A 15454-nucleotide genomic window follows, 5' to 3' on the forward strand; every position below is an offset into this window, starting at 1 on the left:
ATCGTTGTGGGCGGTCGTTCACGTCCGCGTTCGGATGGGTGAGCGTTAGCCTCGGGAGAGGAAGATTCCGTGCAGTATCACCACCGTGCATGGGAGCAGAGATGCCCGATCACACCATTTCCTCGACCCCGATCGCACCGCCGAACGATGCCTCCAAGACCCAACTCGTGCAGTGGGCGATCGGACGCATCAGCGCCCAGGACCTCGACAGTCTGCGCAACTTCTGGACCGCCGACACCACCGTGCATTTCCCTACCGGGACGTGTCACGGTCACGCCGAAATCGCGGCCTATTTCGCACAGGTCTTCGCCGCTCTCGCCGACTTCACCCTCGAGATCGTCTCGGTTGCCGAATCCGGACACGATGTCCTCGTCCACTGGCACCTGACCGGGCAACACGTCGGAACCTTCATGGGCATCGCCGGCACAGGGCGTCGCATCGACCTCGAGGGATTCGACCACTTCGTCGTCGAGAACGGACACGTCGTCACCAACACTGTGCGCTACGACCAAATGGAATTCGCCCGCCAGATCCAGTTGCTACCAGCCGACGGGTCGATTGCCGATCGCGCAGTGAAGGCGGCGTTCAATGCCGCAACTCGTGTCAGGCACCTTGCTCGCCGACGCCAGGCGCGCTGACGGTTCGAACAAGAGGACGAGCACGACGGGGCTTCGTATACCTACCGTCTGCGACCCAGTGCGTCGATCACGAGGGCTGCACCGATCCCGAACATCCATACGTCCTTGGCCACGGCGGTGCCGTCCTGGGTGGGTCGGATCGAGCCGTGCTCGTGCATGCCTGGGGTTTTCCAGTACATGGTCAATAATCCACCACTGAAGCCCGCGAGTGCGGCCCCAGCAAGCGCGGAGGGCACGAACGGCGTGAGCAGTGCTATACCGAGTGCCGTTTCGGCTGCAGAGAGCGTCTTTCCGAAAGTCTCGGGACGCATCGTGCGGACAGCGGGAACAGCGTTGGCGGCCATGCCTTGTAACCCGGCGGCAGCTTCGGAGGAAAGTGCTCGCTTACCGAGTCCCGAGTTGAGGATGAACGCGCCAGTGGTCAGACGCAGGGGAAGGTGACTCACTCTCACAGCTTTCTCCTCTGTGCGTAAGGTCGAGCGTCGGTTGAAGCATCGGAGTACTCCGATCATCTCGCGGTCGACCGGCAGTCGCCACCTGCCGATCTCTTCGATTCGACGTTCTGTCAGGCCGGGTTTTGTCGGTCTTTCCGCGGTGAGCTGCCGCAGGTATCGTCACGACGTGACTGATCGCAGAAAGATCCTCTACGTCGATCTCGACAACACGCTGGTTCACTTCAAGTCCGGAATCGATCGGCTCGGCGCTGCCGACTTCCATGAGTACCAGGACCGCTATGACGAGGCACCCGGGATCTTCGCGTTGATGGATCCCATCGACGGTGCGATCGAAGCATTCACACTGCTGGCCGAACACTTCGATGCGTACATACTCTCGACTGCGCCGTGGAAGAACCCGTCAGCGTGGTCGGACAAACTACTGTGGGTACAGAAGCATTTCGGCATCGAGCCCACCTCCGTCGCCTACAAACGATTGATTCTGTCGCACCACAAGAACCTCAATCATGGAGACTTCCTGGTCGACGACCGCGACCACAATGGCGCGAAGGACTTCACGGGTGAACTGATCAAATTCGGCAGCGCCGAGTTCCCCGACTGGGATGCGGTTACCGCTCATCTTCTGGCTTCAGCCAGGAACTAGCACCATCTCGCAGGCTGCGACTGTGTCGCAACGATCAGGGAACCTGCAACGCCCAGCGACCAATTCTTCCTCAGTCTCGTCATTTCTTACGGGTTGCCACGTGCAGCCGGGGCCTGGCAGCGGAAGGCACGAGCTACGGACTTTCGCAGTCCGGAGAACACCTTGAGTAAATGCTGGGCTCTGTCCCTAGTTGTCTGGAATGGCAAGTAGCTCGGTTGGTTCGAGGGTTCCGAGAATGCCGGAATCGGTCGAAAAGTCATCGAAATGGGAACTCAGTGACATCTGTCGAAATTCAAGATTTTCTGATGGTACGGACTGACGGTCGTATGTCCGACGAACGAGGCAGTTTCAGTGCTCCCGTCCGAGTAGGTCGCGACTGTTTTCCCATGGTATGTGTTGGCGAAGGCTCCCTGTGTCGAAGTGCTCGCGGCGAGCTTTGCTTCGGTCGTCGCAGTGACCGTGGGCAATGACGGATCCAGCGGAATGCCAGTGATTTTCTCGGTGAGATCCGACCGGATAACTCTTCTTCCGCCCGGATTCTCGAGAAGATGATCCGTAGATGTAACGGTGCTGGTCAAGGTATACATGGGTCCGCCGTTGCACGTCACGGGTCCGTCGAACGTATAGGTATACGTGTATGTTTCGGTGCTGCGCTCGACCGCAGGCGCAGGTGCGGCGCCCGCTACGCCGACCGAACCGAACGCAACTACCATTCCGGCGGCGAGCACGCCCACGGTTCGGTTTGCGCCGATATTCTTGCCACATCGGGGTATGCGTGTCATGTTCATTTCCTCGAGTGCGCGAAGTGGTGAGGATCCACGATGCGATTCGCGGTGCGCGCTGAGATGGACCGTTCGTGGAGAGTTTTCACTTTAGGTGCTTTACGAGGACCTGGGTCGCCATATCCAAAAGATTCTTATTATCCGGCCGATAGATCACGTCGAGCAGCGGCGCGTAGGACCGCTTCAACCGGTTGCAGAGGCGGCGCGACTCGCGTGGCGTACATGCATCGACTGATCAACCCACCCCACCGAGAGCCTCGGTAGGGATGCCGGAGCGGTGCCGTTCGGTATTCCTGAGTCAGGAGCGGCACGGTGTACGAACTGGGCGGCGCAGCCGGGACGCAGCGAACGGGCAGCCACGGCAGCGATATATCGGTCTGCTCGTGGACGCGGCGGTGACCCCTCGAGGATGAGGCTTGCACCTCGAGAGGATAAGGCGAGGGGCCGTAAGAATGATGGTCGTCACCGCTGTGCAGTCAGGTGCAGGACCTGATCCGCATACACCTGTGTGCCAGTAATGTCGATCTACGTGGTGCCCACTGGGACTCTCGATACCATCACGCGACCCCGTCACTGTCGCTGTGACTGGAGACACACGCAGCTCGCTGGTTCATCTACAGCACGGGGCGCCGCGAATGCCTGCCTATCAGAGTAGAAGCGATCAGCTTCCCGCACGCGCGGGCGCGTATCGCCTACCGGGCGTCGACCCGTGAGAGCTCTTTCATATGCTTGGCGGTACGCACGCCGTAATCGGCGTCGGTCGCGTACGGTTCCACCGATCCGGACACCGACCGGCGAGTGACGTGCGTCTCGTCTGGGCTGCACCCAACAGCCTGCGACGTGTCAGACGAGCCGGAAAGGCAGAGGAGCGCAGTGAGCACCCCGGAATTGGCACAGTGGAACTCGCAAGAGGCTATTGCGGAAGCAATGATCCCGATCATCGGCGGTCTGCACCGCCGGCATTCGGTCACGATCTTGCTTCACAGCCGCTCCCTCGTGAACAAGTCGGTGATCGGCATTCTGCGGACGCACCGTTTCGCGCGTCAGATCCGCGGTGACGAGCTGTCGGTCGAGGCGACGTTCCCGTTCCTCGAGGCGCTGACCGACCTCGACCTGCAGCCGTCGAAGATCGACCTCGGCCTGCTGGTGACGGCTTATCAGGCCGAGGGTGCCGGACGGTCCATCCCGGAGTTCGTTGCCGAGACCCTCTCGGACCTGGTCGGCGGTGCTCAGACGAGCCCCGCGAAGCCGCAGGACGTGGTCCTGTACGGCTTCGGTCGGATCGGTCGCCTCGTCGCCCGTCTTCTCATCGAGAAGGCCGGCTCGGGCAACGGCCTGAACCTGCGCGCTGTGGTGGTCCGGAAGGGCAGCGGTGACGACCTGACCAAGCGTGCGTCTCTGTTGCGTCGCGATTCCGTCCACGGGCAGTTCAACGGCACGATCAAGGTCGACGCCGAGAACAACGCCCTGATCGCCAACGGCAACGTCATCAAGTTCATCTACAGCAACGATCCGGCGAGCGTCGACTACACCGAGTACGGCATCGACAACGCCATCCTGATCGACAACACCGGCATCTGGCGCGATCGTGACGGGCTGTCGAACCACCTTCGCCCCGGTATCGCCAAGGTGGTGCTCACCGCGCCGGGCAAGGGCGACCTTCCGAACATCGTGCACGGCGTAAACCACCGCGCCATCGACCCGGACGAGAAGATCGTCTCGTGCGCGTCCTGCACCACCAATGCCATCGTGCCGCCGCTGAAGACCATGGATGACAAGTTCGGTGTGCTGCGTGGCCACGTCGAGACGGTGCACTCGTTCACCAACGACCAGAACCTGCTGGACAACTACCACAAGGCCGACCGCCGCGGTCGTTCCGCGCCGTTCAACCTGGTGCTCACCGAGACCGGCGCAGCTTCGGCGGTCGCGAAGGCGCTTCCCGATCTGAAGGCGAAGATCACCGGCAACTCGATCCGCGTTCCTACGCCGGATGTGTCCGTCGCGATCCTTCACCTTCAGCTGACTCGTGAGACCACCAAGGAAGAGGTGCTCGAGCACCTGCACCAGGAGTCGCTCACCGGTGCGCTGCGCCGCAACCTCGACTACACCTCGGCCACCGACGCGGTGTCGAGCGACTTCATCGGTTCGCGCGCGGCGTGCATCATCGATGCCAATGCAGCGATCGTCGACGGCGACACCGCCATCCTCTACGTCTGGTACGATAACGAGTTCGGTTACTCGTGCCAGGTGGTGCGTACCGTCCAGTACCTGTCGGGTGTGGAATACCCCGTCTACCCCATCACGGAAGCTGGCCCCGTGGAGCATGTCGAGGAACCTGCCACTGCACAGGCATAACAGTCCTGCACGGATAGCAGTGACGACAGCCCTCCAGGGACTCGTCGACGAGGGAACCCATCCTCACCCGAGGATGGGTTCCCTCTTGCGTTGGGCCGTTGGTGGCGTCGAGGAGGAGTAGCGGCCGTCGAAACTCGGGGGAGGTTGTGTGCGGTTCCGGTGAAGAACTCGCACAGAACCTCCCCTTATTCCGTCACTTTTTCGCCGTGCCGCTGCAACCAACCACGGCGGACGCAGCGGGACCTTCGGTGCGAGGACCCCGGACGGGCCGAGAAGTGTTGTCGCGAGCGACAGTCCGCGTTCGTGTTCGTACCGACGAGGCAACGCCTGGAAGCGCGGATACCGCGTATGGAGCGGGGGTTCTACCAGCGACCTGGCGCGCATGTAGCTGTTCTCGTCGGCAGCGGGTGAAGACGGACCATCATCCGGAGCTCTGCACGCTCCCGTGAGTTCGCCACGGTTCCGTCCCTCGCGCGATCCTCGTACTCTGACTCGTGGGGTCTCCTCGACGAAGGAGGCTGGAAATGAGTCAGCCGATCACAGACCCGACCTTCTATCGGACCGCGGCAGACGCGGCAGCCGCCCCACCGGAGCGATTGGCCTACGTGGTCGCGTTCGATCGTGCGGCGGACAAACCCGACGCCATGAGCGTGATCGACGTGGATCCCGACTCGGACACCTACGGACGGGTGGTGGGCTGGACCGAGGTACCCGGGCTGGGCAACGAACTACATCATTTCGGTTGGAACGCCTGCAGCAGCGCGTTGAAGCACGAAGGTCACGATATGACAGGGTTGGCGCGCAGATACCTCATCGTGCCGGGCATCCGCTCGTCGTCCCTGTACATACTCGACACCGAGCCCGACCCGCGCCAACCCACCGTGGCCAAAGTCGTGGACGCCGCCGATCTCGCCGCCAAGGCGGGTTACTCCCGACCGCACACCTTGCACTGTGGACCGGACGGGGTCTTCATGACCTGCCTGGGTGGTGCCGACGGATCGGACGGGCCGGGCGGGATCGCCCTGCTCGACCACGGCACGTTCGACGTGCTCCGGCAGTGGGAAACCGACCGGGGGCCGCAGTATTTCGCGTACGACGCCTGGTGGCATCTCAACCGGAACACGCTGATCAGCAGCGAGTGGGGCACACCGTCGATGATCGAGAACGGGTTGGTGCCCGAGCTGCTCCTGGCGAACGAGTACGGCCATGCCATCCACTTCTGGGACCTGTCCACCGGTGCGCATCAGCAGCGAGTGGATCTCGGCGCGCAGTACCAGATGCCGCTCGAGTTGCGCCCCTCGCACGACCCGGAGGCCACGTGGGGATTCGTCGGCGTGGTCGTCTCGACCGAGGACCTGTCCGCGTCGGTCTGGCGTTGGCACCCCGGTGACGACGGTTGGGCGGTGGACAAGGTGATCACCATCCCGGCCGAACCCGCAGAGCCGGACCTGCTGCCACCGGCGCTGAAGCCGTTCGGTGCGGTGCCGCCGCTCGTCTCCGACATCGACCTGTCCGTCGACGACGCGTTCCTCTACGTCTCATGCTGGGGCACCGGCGAGCTCAAGCAGTTCGACGTGCGCGACCCCGCTCATCCGAAGGAGACCGGATCCGTCCGACTCGGCGGGATCGTCGGCCGCCGCGCCCACCCGGCGGTACCGAGCGAGCCGCTGGCCGGTGGTCCGCAGATGGTCGAGATCAGCCGGGACGGAAAGCGGGTCTACGTCACCAACTCCCTGTACGGGGCCTGGGACGATCAGTTCTACCCGGACGGGGTCGGCGCCTGGATGGCACTGATGCACACCGACCCTCATGGCGGGATGGAGATCGACGACCGCTTCTTCCCGCACGGCGACGACTTCCGGGGACTGCGGGCGCACCAGGTTCGCCTCCAAGGTGGCGACGCGTCCTCGGACTCCTACTGCTATCGGTAGCGACCGAGTCTGACCCGATTCCACCCGCGCGGCCGACTCCCAGCCTCGGTCAGGGCTGGTAGTCGGGGTACTTCGTGTGCAACTGGAAGTACCCCGTCACGTTCTCCCGGAGCCAGTCCTTGCCGTCCTCGGGTGTGCGACCGTCGCAGACCGCGTCGCCTTCGATGCAGACTCGTTCGACGTGGATCTCGCCGAAGTCGTTCCGGCCGCCGCCGAGCGTCACGCCGGGAGCGACGGGACCCGGGAACAGGGTCTCGACGCCGCGGTCGTCGCGGGGATCGGAGTAGAGGATGCCCGAGATCCGTTCGGGGGGAACGGACCCGTCGGCTGCGATCTCGGCGAGAACGTCGCCGGCGATCGAGGCGCCCTGCGAGTAGCCGAGAATCAGCAGGTCCGAGTCGGGGCAGGTGCTGTGCCGGACGGTGATGGTCTGGCGGAGTCGCTGATGCCCGATCTGCTTCGACCTGTCGTAGGCGATGGTGCCGTCGTCGTCGATGCCGTCGAAGTCGTCGTGCGAGCCGGTCCCGGGCAGCGGCACGACCACTGCGGGGTAGCGGATGTGCTCGACCACGGTGCCGGGAGCCTCGAACCGAGCGGAGATCTTCGCCAAGGGGGATTCCGGATCGATAGAGTCGAGGGTCTCGAAGCCGCGGGTTCCGTCGACGGCGAGGACGTACCGCTCGGGGCAGTTGCGGACCGGGTCGGCGGACGCGGAACCGACCGGACCCGCGACGCTCAGTCCTGCGGTGAGCAGACCTGCGGCGAGCAGGCCGACGGTGCGTGTGCGTCTGCGATCGATCCGGGACATGCGCGATTCTCCTCGTGTGCCCCCGACAGACAACAATTGAGGTCGATGATATCGATGTCCCGTTTGTTCGGCATGTTAAGGATGCGCGCTTTTCGGTGATCATGGTCACCCCCGACCGGTGACTCCGGTGGCATGTCCGTCAGGGCTGCTCGGCCGGGATGCGGGAGGCCAGCTCGGTGATGAAGGCGGCGATCTCGTCGGGGTTCTCTTCGGCCATGAAGTGGCCGCTGGTGGTGGCCCGGTAGGTGAAATCGGGTGCCCACGCCTGCCAGAGAGCCGAGGCGTCGAAGCCCAGTTGAGAGCCCCAGTCCTGGGAGATGACCGCGACGGGCATGGTGAGCCGGGTCCCGCGTTCGCGGTCGGCGAGGTCCATGTCGAGGTCGATGCCGGCGGTGGCGCGGTAGTCGGCCACGATCGAGTCGATGGAGTTGATCGAGCTGGTGACGTAGTGGTCGCGCTCCTCGGGCGTGAAGGTGGTTCCGGTGGGGTCCCACGCGTCGAGGAACGAGCCGAAGAACTCCGGGGCGACGGCGGCGATCATCTTCTCGGGCATCCCTGCGGGCTGGGCCATGAGATAGAGATGCCAAGCCACCTTCGCGTTCACGCCCTGGAGTACGGCCCAGGTGTCCATCGTGGGAAGGACATCGAGGATGCCGAGGTAGTCGACGGCGTCGGGGTGGTCGAGTCCTGCGCGGACGGCGACGAGCGCACCGCGGTCGTGACCGACGAGCCCGAAGTGGTCGAAACCGATCTCGTGGGCGACGGCGATGATGTCGTTCGCCATGGTGCGCTTGGAATACGTCTCGGGGTTGTCGGCTGGGGGTTGGTCGCTGGCACCGTAGCCGCGCAGGTCGGGGACGATCACAGTGTGGTCGTCGGCGAGTGTGCGGGCGACGTGGCGCCACATGTAGTGGGTCTGCGGGAAACCGTGCAGCAGGACGACAGCCGGCCCCTGGCCACTGATGGCGACGTTGAGCTTCACGCCGCCGTCCCCGGCTATCGTGCGGTAGGTGAAGTCCTCGATGGTGCAGCGGGTCATGGGGTCTCCGTAGTCGTAGTCGTGGTGGAGGTTTCGGGGTGGCCGGAGAAGATGCCGGCGGGCAGGTCCGTTCGGCCGGCGGACGCGGTGAGCGCGGGAATGATGACGGTGTCGACGAGGGCTTCGAGGTAGGTGTCGTCGACGGTGAGACCGTTCGCTCGTCGCAGGAGCAGGACTGTGCCCACGACCTCCTCGTATGCGAATGGTTGAGCGCCCGAAGGGAGTTCGCCTCGTGCAACGGCATCGTCGAGGACCGCCTGGGGGAGGCGTGCGCCTGTCGGGCCGACGGTCTCCTCGATGGCGTCGCACAACTCCGGGTCTTCGAGTCCCGCGTGGAGCAGCATGAAGGCGGCGTTGCTGTCGGTTGCGGACATGGTGAGGCTGAGGCGTTGCGCAAGCATCAGCAGATCGTCGCGGAGTGTGTCGCCCCGCCGGAGTGGGACCGCCGAGGGATGCGCAGGGGCGTCCTTCACTGCTGCGAGCACCATGTCGCGCTTGGACGGCCATCGTCGATACAGCGTTGCCTTCGACGCCTGGCAACGTCGAGCGACCGCTTCGAACGTCACGCCCTCGTAGCCTCCCTCGGCCAGTAGTTCGAGAACGGTGGTAGTGATCCGACGCTCGAGTTCGGCATCGCGTGGACGTCCGCGTTGCGCAGGCGGCTCATTCAGATACGACACGTTCCGTATCGTAAACCAGACGGCCGCTGTTCGGCGAACTGCAGGGTCGACACCCGCGTCTTTCCGGTCACGGTCGATTGTGATGCACTGTCTCGTTGTCGGCATAACGGACATCGGCGAGGAGATCGGTATGGGATTGAGGTATCACCATCTGGCGTTCGGCCCGGAGGCGGTCGCTCGTCAGGAAGCTGCGGGCAGCATCGTTGCCTATGGTGCCGACCTCGACGAACCCGACCGAGGACCTCAGCCGTTGGGCGACCGGGAACTCGCTCTCGTACGCGAAAGCTTCCAGTTCCATATGGCGACGGTGACCCCGAGCGGATGGCCCTATGTCCAGTACCGCAGCGGACCCGTCGGGTTCCTGCACCACCTCGGTGGGCAGACGATCGGGTTCGCGGACCACCGAGGCAATCAACAATTCGTCTCGGTCGGGAACATCGCGGACAACGGAAGGGTCGCGCTGTTCCTCGCGGACCTTCCGCTGAAGAGGCGGTTGAAGGTCTTCGGTACCGCGCGGGTGGTCGATGCGGACGACGACCCGCAGCTTCTCGACCGGCTGCGCGATCTCGGTGACGGTCGGAGAATCTCGGCGCGATGCGAGCGAAGCATCGTCATCGAGGTCGAGGCCTTCGACTGGAACTGCTCGCGGAGCTTGATCCCGCAGTACACCGACGAAGCGGTCCGCGCCCGGATCCGTCCCTACATCGACGAGATCAACGACCTCCGAGCCGAAGTGGATTCTCTTCGGGCACAGCTGAAGGCGGCGGGGGAGAACTGACGGCCGCCGAGGGGCGCGCGTGCAGGCTCAATTCCGACCGAGCTGTGCGACAACCAGATGCAGCGCCGCCGTGGTGGTGAGAGTCCGGACCCGTTCGCGGTCTCCGGGGAAGCGGCGGGTGACCGTGTACGTCGGCCGTCCCTCGATCGCGACGCCGAAGCACACCGTGCCCACCGGCTTGGCCTCGGTTCCACCGTCGGGGCCGGCGATCCCGGTGGTGGAGACCGCGACGTCGACCTTCAGGCGACGTCGGGCACCCTCGGCCATAGCTGCGGCGACCTGCTCGCTCACCGCGCCGTGCTCCGCGATCATCTCGGCCGGTACGTCGATCAGATCGGACTTCGCGTCGTTGGAGTACGAGACGACGCCACCCATGACATAGGCCGACGACCCGGGACGGTCGGTGAGCCGCGCAGCGACGAGTCCGCCGGTGCACGACTCCGCAGTCGCGATCGTGCGGCCGTCTAGGGCGGCGATCAGCTGGTCGTCGATGGTGGAACCGTCGGTCGAGAAGATCTGGCGTCCATGGTGTTCGGTGAGGATGTCGAGAAGGCGGTGGTAGATGTCCGCGTCACCGGAGGCGACTCGCGTCACCATGTCGAGTTCGCCGTGTCGGAGGCAGGTGGTGATCTCGAGGCGTTCGAGGCCGGCGATCTCTGCTTCGGCCCGGCGCAGCGTCTCGGCGAGTTGGGCCTCGTGCAATCCGTAGGCGCGCACGGTGTGCTGCTGCAGGTCGTCGGCTCGCGCCAACACGTCGGCGACCGCGGGGGAGGCGACCGCGCTCGGCCACATCGCCTGCAGCTCACCGGGCGGGCCGGGCAGGATGACGATGGTCGGTACCGGCCGATCGCCGGCGACCGCGGGGATGACCACGCCCGGCGCTGTACCGGTGGGCGGCAGGGCGGTGGCACCGGCGGGCACGTGCGCCTGCTTCCGGATCCCGATACGCGTCGGCCCGGCGTCGAGATCGGGGGTGTCCGGGCGGAACCGGCGGATGACACCTGCGATGTGTTCTTCGAGTTCGGGGTCGAGCAGCAGTTCGCGATCGCAGTACTCGGCGACGGTGGGGACGGTGAGGTCGTCGGCGGTGGGACCGAGACCCCCGCTGGTGACGATGAGATCGACGCCCTGCTCGGTGAGGAAACGCAACTGTGCGGTCAGGTCGGCGGGCCGGTCACCGCAGATCGTGATGTGGGCGACGTCGACGCCGAGTTTCAGGAGTTGGTCGGACAACCACGGTCCGTTCAGGTCGGAGATCCTCCCGGTCAGCACTTCGGTCCCGGTCACGATGATTCCTGCACGCACGCTCACGGAGCCGAGCCTAGTCGGCGACGATCATCGTGGACGCCTCGCTGCTCTGTTGCGACGGTCTGCGAGGCGGGCGAGCTCACGAAGCATGCCGGGAGCCCGGCGCGCCATGGTCAATACTGCCCGGTCCGAGACGGTCGGGCGTGGCGGCAGCGGAGGCTGTGCAGGCCGGGCCCCGACCGTCGCCCTGAACACCTGCACTTGACCGGGCACACCTTTGAGCCGATGCCTGCCCAGGTCGGTGAAATCGAAATCTCCGCCGACCGCAAGGTCGCGCACCGCCTGTGAGCATCGCACCTCGCCAGGCCCGGCGGAGGCAGCGATCCGCGCGCCGATGTGGACCGTCATTCCGGTCAACCCGGGACCGGCGCGGGTCACCGACCCGACATGCACGCCGGAGCGCACGGAAAATCCGAGAGTCGATGCCGATCAGATGATCCGGTGCGCGCACTGCAGTGCGGCCACCGGACCGTCGAACACACTGAGGGTCCCATCGCCCGCGATGCCCACCAGCGTGCCTCCGCCGGCCTCGACCTCCGCACGCACGAGTCGGTCGTGCGCGCCCAGCAACCTCGCGAACCGGTTGTCACCGACCTCCGCGAGCAGATCGGTGGAGCGGACGACATCGGTGAACAGAACCGCGCCCAGGAACCGATCGGCGTCGACCGGATGGTCCGTGCCGCTGACGAGTTCCTCCACGTGGTCGAGAACAGGGATCAGCACTTCACCCAGCGTTGCACCGAGGGGGATCGGTGGCAGTTCGTAGAAGCGGCCGTTCGGAATCTGCGCGGCCATCCTGCGGCCGGCCTCTCGAGCGAACAGAGTCTCCGGCTGATGCAGCACCTTCGTCGGGCATTGGATTGCCGGCAGAATCGAGGAGTAGTTCGCGCGGAGAGCCCACTCGAGATGTTTCTGGGCAGTTCTCGGTGTGGCGGAGCAGCGTTCGAGCAGCGCCATGATGCGTCGATTGTGCGGGACATCGAGGGTCGGGTGCGTCAGAGGTGTGAGTTTCCCGTGACCCCAGCATGCGTACGCATCCCGATACGACTCGACGAACCGGTCTCGCTCGTCAGCAGTCCATCCCGGTGGCAGATCGCCGTCCTCGGGCAACAGGGTGTCGGACCAGGCTTGGGCGAGGACCAGTCCGGAAACACGGTCGGGATACCGAGCGGCCACCAAGGCGAGGGGCCCGCAGGTGCTGGCCACGCCGACGAGCGCGGCGTGAGCGACCTCGGCGTCGTCGAGCACCGCGACGACGTCGTCGGCCTGCTCCTCGAGCGTGGGGACGTGGTCGACGGGATCGGAGAGTCCGAATCCGCGGCGCTGGAAGAACAGCGAACGCGCGAAGCCGGCGCAACGTTCGAAGTTGTAGTGGAAATGCGGATCGGTCCACATCAGGTCCGGATGCATCATGTCTTCGCAGAACCATGCGATCGGATGAGGCCCCTCGCCCACGGCCTGATACGCCAGTGCGTTGCCGTCGCGCTGGATGTACCGCGTCACGGGCGGATCCATGGGAACAACGATAGGCGCCGGGTCGACAGCGCGACGAGTGTCGACACTGTCGAAACCGACCGGCGACGGAAACCGGCCTCTATCGTGAGGTTGGTGAGGAACGCGTGGTCTTCACGGCGCGTCTCGCGGGAGACGGGTGGACGCCGGAGCAGGGGTGTGCTGCTTTCTGTGGTCGCTGCAGCGCTGCTCCTGGGTGTCTTCGCATCCGGGTGCGCCTCGATGCGCGGCGGGGTGGAAGGCGATTTCGGTCGGGCAGCGCAGCAGATCGGTTCGGCGGCGGTCTCGGCTCAGCTGAGCCTGCAGGTTTTCGCCGACGGTCGCAACACCACCGCCGCCACGGACATCGCCCTGTCGGACATGCTCGAAGAGGTCGACCAGGCCGTCTCGGCAACCGCGGATCGAGAGGTGGACACCCCCGACCAGGGAACCCTGCGCGCCGAGGTCCTGCAGGCGGCGAACACGGTTACCGGACAGATCATCCGGGGACGAGACATCGTTGCGGGAGTCGGCGAGCAGACCGAGCTGACTGCGGTTGCGGCCGAGCTCGGACGTGCAGGTACGGAGTTGCTCGATCTCGGAGACCGCCTCGAGGCGGCCGGATGAAGAGTCTCTTCGCCGTCGCTCTCGGAATCCTCACCGCGATCGGGGGATTCCTCGACATCGGTGATCTGGTCACCAATGCAGTGGTGGGCGCGCGTTTCGGGTTGTCCCTGGCCTGGGTGGTGCCGGTAGGCGTGCTGGGAATCTGTGTCTTCGCGCAGATGTCCGGTCGCGTCGCTGCGGTCAGCGGCCGAGCCACTTTCGAGATCATTCGCGAACGTCTCGGGCCGCGCATGGCAGTGGCGAATCTGAGCGCGTCGTTTCTGATCAACCTGTTGACGTTGACCGCCGAGGTCGGTGGTATTGCGCTGGCGTTGCAGTTGGCGAGCAGTGTGAACCCGAAGTTGTGGATTCCGGTAGCCGCCCTGGCGGTGTGGCTGGTGATCTGGCGGGTGAGGTTCTCGGTGATGGAGAACGTCACCGGGGTCGTCGGACTGTGCCTGGTCATGTTCGCAGTGGCGGTGTTCCTTCTCGGCCCGGATTGGGGGCAGCTCGCGGACCAGGTGTTCACTCCATCCCTGTCGGACGGCGAAAACCTGGCGGCATATTGGTATTACGCGATCGCGTTGTTCGGTGCGGCGATGACTCCGTACGAGGTGTTCTTCTTCTCCTCCGGGGCGGTGGAAGAGAAGTGGACGGTGCGAGATCTCGCGAAGTCCCGGCTCAACGTCCTCGTGGGATTTCCCCTCGGTGGCATCCTCTCGGTGGCCATCGCCGCCCTGTCTGCGATCGTGCTGATGCCCGGTGGGATAGAGGTGTCCAGCCTGTCGCAGGTGCTGATTCCGGTGGCGGAAGCGGGAGGAAAACTGGCGGTCGCGGTGATCATCCTCGGGATCGTGGCGGCCACCTTCGGCGCGGCGCTCGAAACTGCGCTGTCCGGTGGCTACACCCTGGCGCAGTTCCTGGGGTGGTCGTGGGGCAAGTTCCGACGCCCGGTGGAGGCGGCGCGATTCCACCTGACCATGCTGGTGTTGTTGGTCGTCGCCGTCGGTGTGTTGATGACGGGGGTGGACCCGATCCTGGTCACCGAGTACTCGGTGGTGTTCTCCGCAATCGCCCTGCCCTTGACGTATCTACCGGTTCTGATCATCTCCAACGACCCGCAGTACATGGGCGAGCATGTCAACGGCCCGGTCGTCAACGCGATCGGTACCGTCTACCTGGTGATCATTGTCGCCGCCTCGGCAGCGGCGATACCGTTGATGATCGTCACCGGAGCAGGACAATGAGCAGATCAGAGCACCCAGCCGGCACCGACCGAGACGGTCGGCTGATCGATGCCCGCCTGCACCTGCTGGACCGGCAGATCCTCGACTGTGACGGCGTACCGGTGGCCACGGTCGATGACATCGAACTCAGCGGCATCGAATCCGACGGCGTCACCTCGTCAGCACCGCGTATCGAGGCGATCCTCACCGGCTCAACCTTGATGACTCGGATCTTCGGGGGCTGTCTGCCCCGAAGCCGCTTGCATCGCATCAAGTGGGACGACGTTGCCGAGGTCGGTATCATTCTCCGGCTACGAGTGCGGTCCGAGGCCTTGGATGCGACGTGGCCCGAGCGATGGGTACGGGACCAGATCATCGGCCGCATTCCCGGAGGCCGCCATGCTCCTGACTGATCTGCTCGACCTGCCCGTCCACGAGCACAACGGCGACCACGTCGGGTGGGTGTGCGATATACGCTTCCGCCTCCCTGCTCGTCCGGCTGTATCGGACAGTGGGGGAGTGCCGTCGCCGGAGGTCGTCGGCCTTCTCCTCTCGCCTCACCGGCGCGGCTCGTACCTCGGATTCGAACGCACCGATGTGCGTGCCCCGGTGTTGCTCGCTCGGTGGATCCGGTGGCGCCACCGCGGGACCTGCCTGGTTCCGTGGTCCGATGTCGATCGCGTCGAGGACGGGGCTGTCGTGCTGGACGCGCAC

Annotated in this window: 14 protein-coding genes and 1 pseudogene; 8 read left to right on the forward strand and 7 right to left on the reverse strand. The window is 64.9% G+C overall.

What is annotated here, in order from left to right:
• The first annotated feature begins 101 nt into the window (after positions 1-101).
• A complete protein-coding gene (locus LPH33_RS12400) occupies positions 102-638 on the forward strand; it encodes an ester cyclase (RefSeq protein WP_024100970.1) in 537 nt (178 codons plus the stop codon).
• A gap of 41 nt (positions 639-679) precedes the next feature.
• Here LPH33_RS12400 and LPH33_RS12405 read toward each other — a convergent pair whose 3' ends face one another.
• Entirely contained in the window at positions 680-1090 is a 411-nt protein-coding gene (locus LPH33_RS12405; RefSeq protein WP_037192823.1) for a membrane protein, read from the reverse strand.
• 169 nt (positions 1091-1259) lie between these two features.
• On the opposite strand from LPH33_RS12405, the gene LPH33_RS12410 reads away from it, so the two are divergent.
• Complete coding sequence (locus LPH33_RS12410; RefSeq protein WP_016696393.1) at positions 1260-1736, forward strand: 5' nucleotidase, NT5C type; 477 nt, start codon at positions 1260-1262, stop codon at positions 1734-1736.
• A 272-nt stretch (positions 1737-2008) separates the two neighbouring features.
• Here LPH33_RS12410 and LPH33_RS12415 read toward each other — a convergent pair whose 3' ends face one another.
• Positions 2009-2518 carry a hypothetical protein gene (locus LPH33_RS12415; protein ID WP_143543577.1) on the reverse strand — a complete coding sequence of 170 codons (510 nt, stop codon included), beginning with the start codon at positions 2516-2518 and terminating at the stop codon, positions 2009-2011.
• Between the two features lie 873 nt (positions 2519-3391).
• On the opposite strand from LPH33_RS12415, the gene LPH33_RS12420 reads away from it, so the two are divergent.
• Both LPH33_RS12420 and LPH33_RS12425 read left to right on the forward strand, forming a co-directional pair.
• Entirely contained in the window at positions 3392-4873 is a 1482-nt protein-coding gene (locus LPH33_RS12420; protein WP_037192819.1) for a glyceraldehyde-3-phosphate dehydrogenase, read from the forward strand.
• A 524-nt stretch (positions 4874-5397) separates the two neighbouring features.
• Positions 5398-6804: a selenium-binding protein SBP56-related protein gene (locus tag LPH33_RS12425; protein ID WP_160875424.1), complete on the forward strand. Its 1407-nt coding sequence runs from the start codon at positions 5398-5400 to the stop codon at positions 6802-6804.
• A 49-nt stretch (positions 6805-6853) separates the two neighbouring features.
• Here the strand turns inward: LPH33_RS12425 and LPH33_RS12430 are convergent, their stop codons facing one another.
• The 3 genes from LPH33_RS12430 to LPH33_RS12440 all read right to left on the reverse strand — a co-directional run bounded on the left by LPH33_RS12430 (position 6854) and on the right by LPH33_RS12440 (position 9331).
• Entirely contained in the window at positions 6854-7612 is a 759-nt protein-coding gene (locus LPH33_RS12430; RefSeq protein ID WP_016696388.1) for a cutinase family protein, read from the reverse strand.
• Positions 7613-7751: 139 nt separating this feature from the next.
• Complete coding sequence (locus tag LPH33_RS12435) at positions 7752-8651, reverse strand: alpha/beta fold hydrolase (protein ID WP_145692038.1); 900 nt, start codon at positions 8649-8651, stop codon at positions 7752-7754.
• The gene (locus LPH33_RS12440) at positions 8648-9331 is read right to left on the reverse strand and encodes a TetR/AcrR family transcriptional regulator (RefSeq protein WP_160875420.1); all 684 of its coding nucleotides are present in this window, start codon (positions 9329-9331) and stop codon (positions 8648-8650) included. The genes LPH33_RS12435 and LPH33_RS12440 overlap by 4 nt, the downstream gene beginning before the upstream one ends.
• Positions 9332-9461: 130 nt before the next feature.
• Here LPH33_RS12440 and LPH33_RS12445 point away from each other — a divergent pair, with 130 nt between their 5' ends.
• Positions 9462-10109, forward strand: a complete 648-nt coding sequence (locus LPH33_RS12445) for a pyridoxamine 5'-phosphate oxidase family protein (RefSeq protein ID WP_229568199.1) — start codon at positions 9462-9464, stop codon at positions 10107-10109.
• Between the two features lie 27 nt (positions 10110-10136).
• On the opposite strand, the gene LPH33_RS12450 is transcribed toward LPH33_RS12445, so the two are convergent.
• Positions 10137-11420 (reverse strand): competence/damage-inducible protein A, encoded by a 1284-nt coding sequence (locus tag LPH33_RS12450; protein WP_016696383.1) that lies wholly within the window; start codon positions 11418-11420, stop codon positions 10137-10139.
• A 24-nt stretch (positions 11421-11444) separates the two neighbouring features.
• Positions 11445-12932 (reverse strand): annotated as a pseudogene (locus tag LPH33_RS12455) (adenylate/guanylate cyclase domain-containing protein).
• A gap of 156 nt (positions 12933-13088) precedes the next feature.
• Between LPH33_RS12455 and LPH33_RS12460 the strand changes: the two are divergent.
• From LPH33_RS12460 to LPH33_RS12470, 3 genes are read left to right on the forward strand one after another with little or no spacing between them, the layout of a single operon-like run.
• Positions 13089-13535, forward strand: coding sequence for a hypothetical protein (locus LPH33_RS12460; protein WP_226949830.1), 447 nt, complete (start codon positions 13089-13091; stop codon positions 13533-13535).
• Positions 13532-14761: an NRAMP family divalent metal transporter gene (locus tag LPH33_RS12465; protein WP_229568201.1), complete on the forward strand. Its 1230-nt coding sequence runs from the start codon at positions 13532-13534 to the stop codon at positions 14759-14761. The genes LPH33_RS12460 and LPH33_RS12465 overlap by 4 nt, the downstream gene beginning before the upstream one ends.
• Positions 14758-15153: a hypothetical protein gene (locus LPH33_RS12470; protein WP_106199662.1), complete on the forward strand. Its 396-nt coding sequence runs from the start codon at positions 14758-14760 to the stop codon at positions 15151-15153. Before LPH33_RS12465 ends, LPH33_RS12470 begins: the two co-directional genes overlap by 4 nt.
• Positions 15154-15454: the final 301 nt, after the last annotated feature.

This window comes from Rhodococcus sp. RDE2 (genome assembly GCF_020885655.1).
GTDB classification, from domain to species: Bacteria; Actinomycetota; Actinomycetes; order Mycobacteriales; family Mycobacteriaceae; genus Rhodococcus; species Rhodococcus pyridinivorans.